1 protein-coding gene is annotated in these 1815 nt (G+C 67.2%); it reads left to right on the plus strand.

What is annotated here, in order from left to right:
- On the plus strand, positions 1-1815 hold a 1815-nt coding region (locus tag AC0B9F_RS38020; RefSeq protein ID WP_472010367.1), incomplete at both ends, for a condensation domain-containing protein.

The raw sequence follows: 1815 nt of genomic DNA on the forward strand, positions 1-1815 counted from the left end.
AGAGCCTGCCGGAGTTCATGGTCCCGGCCGCGGTGATGGTCCTGGACGCCTTCCCCCTCACGGTCAACCGCAAGATCGACCGCCGCGCCCTGCCCACCCCCGAGTACGGGGCAAGTGCTGCTTCACGCGCTGCGCGCAACGCGCGGGAAGTGGCACTGTGCGTAGTGTTCGCCGAGGTCCTCGGCCTGGAGCGGGTCGGAATCGACGACAGCTTCTTCGACCTGGGCGGCCACTCTCTCCTCGCCACCCGCGTCGTGAGCAAGGTTCGTAGTGCACTAGGTGTGGAACTGCCCGTTCGGGCACTGTTCGAAACGCCGACCGTTGCTCAACTCGCCGAGCAGATAGACGGGGTTGCAAGCGCTCGGGCCGCGTTGGTCGCCGGAGAACGGCCGGCAGAGGTCCCGTTGTCGTTCGCTCAGCGGCGTCTTTGGTTCCTCAACCGTCTCGAAGGCGCGGAGGCAGCGACGTACAACATGCCGGTCGTCCTGCGCCTGACCGGCGACCTCGACCAGGCTGCCCTCCGGGCCGCCTTCCATGACGTGGTCGGACGTCACGAGAGTCTCCGCACCGTCTTCCCGGAGAACTCCGCCGGAGAGCCCTACCAGCACGTCCTCCACACGGATGACGCGAGGCTTCTGCTGCCGACGCGGCAGGTGTCGGAGCGTGAAGTCGACGACGCAGTAGCGGACTTCACGAATCGAGGTTACGACCTTTCGGCCGAAGTGCCCATGCGTGCCTGCCTGCTGGTGCTGGGCGAGGCGTCGCACGTCCTGGTGGTGGTGCTGCACCACATCGCGGGCGACGGCTGGTCGATGGTGCCGCTGGCGCGCGATGTCGCGGCGGCGTACGAGGCCCGGGTGGCGGGGCGGACTCCCGGATGGGTGCCGTTGCAGGTCCAGTACGCGGACTATGCCTTGTGGCAACGGGAGCTGCTGGGGGAGGAGTCCGACCCGGGCAGTGTGCTGAGTTCCCAACTCGCCCACTGGACAGAGGAACTCGCTGACCTCCCGGAGCAGTTGGAGCTGCCGACGGACCGTCCCAGGCCCGCGGTGGCCTCGTACCAGGGCGACAGCGTTCCGGTGGAGATCGATGCGGAACTGCATGCTCGTATCGCCGCACTTGCAGGTGAGTCAGGCGCGAGCGTCTTCATGGTGGTGCAGGCAGCATTCGCGGCGCTGTTGTCGCGTCTGGGCGCCGGCACGGACGTTCCCATCGGCTCGCCGATCGCTGGCCGTACCGACGAAGCCCTCGACGACCTGGTCGGGTTCTTCGTCAACACGCTCGTCCTGCGCACGGATCTCTCCGGTGATCCGACCTTCCGTGAGCTGATCGCGCGCGTCCGGGAGACGGACCTGGCGGCCTACGCCCACCAGGACGTGCCCTTCGAGCACCTGGTGGAGGTGCTGAACCCGGCGCGGTCGATGTCGAGGCACCCGCTATTCCAGGTCATGCTCGTGCTGCAGAACAACACCCAGGCCGCACTGCGGCTTCCGGGGCTGACATTGACCGGCGAGTCGGCTCCTTCAACAGTGGCGAAGTTCGACCTGTCCCTGGCGCTGCGCGAGCAGTACGACTCTGACGGCGGACAGGCCGGGCTCATCGGTCTGCTGGAGTTCGCCTCGGACCTGTTCGACGCCTCGACCGCTCGCATGCTGGCAGAGCGCTTTGCACGACTGCTCGCGGCTTTGGTGACCTACCCTGGCCGGGCCATCGCGGACGCGGACATCCTTGATGTGGGGGAGCGGCGGGATCTTTTGTCGGGGTGGCAGGGGGTGGGGTCTGATGTGGTGGTGGCTCCGTTGCCTGTGTTGTTTG

It is taken from the genome of Streptomyces sp. NPDC097129 (genome assembly GCF_055668065.1).